This window comes from Mesorhizobium sp. M7A.F.Ca.CA.004.04.2.1 (assembly GCF_004022825.1).
Classification (GTDB): Bacteria; Pseudomonadota; Alphaproteobacteria; order Rhizobiales; family Rhizobiaceae; genus Mesorhizobium.
In genome coordinates this window covers 1-2,439 of record NZ_RZPH01000919.1, presented here as the reverse complement: position 1 = coordinate 2,439, position 2,439 = coordinate 1, and the positions used below count along the sequence as shown (strand labels likewise).

Here is a 2,439-nt window from a genome sequence, read left to right as displayed (position 1 = left end):
ATTCAACGGTCTTCTGGTAGGAGGCCAAAGTGTCCCAGCGAAGCATCGACAAATGACCGATTGGATCGCGCAGACCGCGAGGCAAAAGTTGATAACGCGGCCGAGAGAGAGGCGCGTTTTTTAAAGACTGCGCGACTTCGAGAACAACGCCTTGCTGCCGAAGCCAAAGGTTCCCAGGCTTCGAAGAAGGGGCGATCCAGGAGCTAAGGCGCTTAGCCGCCGACGCCGACCGTCAGACAGCGACGCCCTTCTGACGGAACATTAAGCTACGCTAATAGTTCTGACGCGCCGGAGCGCCCGACGATCCGGGCACGTCATCCTTGGCCCGCCGCTGCGGTAAATGGGAGGCGAGTTCTTTACATTCGGCCTGCGCGAGGCCCGCTCGACGCGTGAGTGAGGGAGACATCATGGATCCCGAAAAGCCCAGCATTTATGCGCCGTCCGCCGAGCTGCTCGCTGCCATGGCTAATGAAAAGCGCCTTCTCGCTCTAATCATTCTTGCCGACGGAGAAATATCCGTTTCTGATCTGGCGTCGCGATTAGGGCTTAGCAACTCCGCACTCTCCCAACATCTTAGCATAATGCGAGAATTTGGGCTGGTCACCCGGAGGCAGGAGCGTCAAAAAGCGTATTACTCGTGCACAGATCGTGCCCTGAAGGTCCTTGAACTCCTGGACTGGCTTGCTGAGAGGAAAACTCTGCCTGGCCGCGACCATCATCCATAAAGCCCGAGACCTTTGGAGAGGTTTCCTCTCGGCCTTCGCTCTAACGTGCTTCCCGCATTCGTGCCGGAGAGGCGTGCCAAGAGCGCTTGCGATGTCGCGACTTTAAGGCTCCTCATCTTCGTCCGGATGTGGAGATTTATACGCTTCAGCCCCGCCGCCAGCGATGGCGGCGGGGCTGAATTGGTTCGTTCAGTCGTAAACCTTGATGATTTTTCGGGTGCCTGGGTCCACCAGCACCGTGCGGTTGTCGACCACCACATAGCGGTATTTGACGTTGGGAACCTCATGGATCTCAACCGTGTCCGGCAGAGCTGTCCCGACATTCAGTTCCACGCCGGGGAGCTTGACCGACGCCAGGGGCTGCTGCTTCACATATTCGCGGATGACGGTGTCTTGTTCCGGCTGGATAATGATGTCGTCCGCGGCGGCTGAGCCGATCCCAGCCAAGAGCAACATCGCTGCTGCGGTGTTCTTTAGAAGCATGTTCATATCTGCACTCCCGTAGGGACTGGCGCAACACGATCATCGTCCCGCGCCGCCCGACAACTTGAACATGGAGCCGCCCTAGACGTTCCGCCTTAGGTACTTAGGTCTAGTCCCTTTGGGGCCTAAGTCTGGTCCTAGAACACGCATTGGTCCTGTCAGAGACAGCGACTGGAACGCCTGCCTCCCGCGGCTGTTGTCTCTCGAACTTGGGAGAAAGCAGATGGATAAAAGTGCTGGCCAAGCACGACGCCGATAGCAGGTTCGCGAGCCGCCCAGCTGCTCGCGAACCTATATCTTTAACTTGGAGTAGGTGACCTGATGTTGCGCGACAAAGAGAGTCGGATCTTAGAGGCAGGCTTACTGGCAGCAGTGCCTATTTGTGTGGCGATTACCGCACTGGTCGCCTTGATGACTTTGGCCCGGATATGAATCGGTTCCTTTTCGCGGCCTCCGACTTCCTATCTCGGCCGCCGGGCTTCTATGTCATTCTCATAGCAATGGTTTTGTGCACCGCCCTGGTGCCCTTTGGTCTGACAAGTGCGGTTACCTACGCCCTGTCGGTTGCCGCCATCGTGATCACTGGTGTTGTCCTTCTACAAGGCTATCGCGACACCGCCGCCATTCACGCCAAACTCGATGAGATCATCGTTTCACTGAATGAAACCAGAAATGACGTTGTCGGATTGGAGCACGCCGAGCCGGAGGAGATCAGGGAGAAGCTTGTAGAACTCGAAGCAGAGGCGTCCCGAACGATCGGCGCTGCCAGGCGCGAACTTTCGAAAGCAACAGGAGAGAGATCATGAACAATATCATTTGGCTCGTCGGTGCGGTGGTCGTCGTCTTGGCAATTTTGAGTTTCTTTGGCCTTCGGTAGGGCGGCGGCCATTTCCGCCGACAACCTGAAGGCTTACGGGACCAAACTTGGCGTTGCAAAATTGCTTTTCATGAATGACAATCATCCGCCCCCCGACAAGTTGGTGTCCGATCCACCGCCAGATTGGCAGGGCGTGCTTTTTGCCACCGCTGCCCTCGTCTCATCCTTATGCGCCCTGCTGCTGGCATTTTGGATGTCTGTTTGATCGCTGTCGGACAGCCCATTGTCCTATAGAGAGCCAAAAAGGTTTGGCACCAAAGTTGCATTGACAAGTTGGGGCGGATGAAGCCCGCCGCTTCGCAAATGGGGCGGCGGGCTTTCATAAGTTTAACCCTCAGAAACGAGCAGCGGCGG

4 protein-coding genes are annotated in these 2,439 nt (G+C 56.6%); 3 read left to right on the top strand and 1 reads right to left on the bottom strand.

All coding sequences use genetic code 11. The features are described 5' to 3' along the window. Nucleotides 1-407: 407 nt before the first annotated feature. Complete coding sequence (locus tag EN893_RS29180) at nt 408-725, top strand: metalloregulator ArsR/SmtB family transcription factor (protein WP_164748698.1); 318 nt, start codon at nt 408-410, stop codon at nt 723-725. A 189-nt stretch (nt 726-914) separates the two neighbouring features. On the opposite strand, the gene EN893_RS29175 is transcribed toward EN893_RS29180, so the two are convergent. Further along, nucleotides 915-1,214, bottom strand: coding sequence for a DUF1236 domain-containing protein (locus EN893_RS29175; protein ID WP_127266845.1), 300 nt, complete (start codon nt 1,212-1,214; stop codon nt 915-917). A gap of 422 nt (nt 1,215-1,636) precedes the next feature. Here EN893_RS29175 and EN893_RS29165 point away from each other — a divergent pair, with 422 nt between their 5' ends. Together EN893_RS29165 and EN893_RS29160 are read left to right on the top strand one after the other, a co-directional pair. Then, complete coding sequence (locus EN893_RS29165; RefSeq protein WP_127266847.1) at nt 1,637-2,014, top strand: low affinity iron permease family protein; 378 nt, start codon at nt 1,637-1,639, stop codon at nt 2,012-2,014. Between the two features lie 57 nt (nt 2,015-2,071). Further along, a complete protein-coding gene (locus EN893_RS29160) occupies nt 2,072-2,290 on the top strand; it encodes a hypothetical protein (protein ID WP_127266848.1) in 219 nt (72 codons plus the stop codon). Nucleotides 2,291-2,439 lie beyond the last annotated feature (149 nt).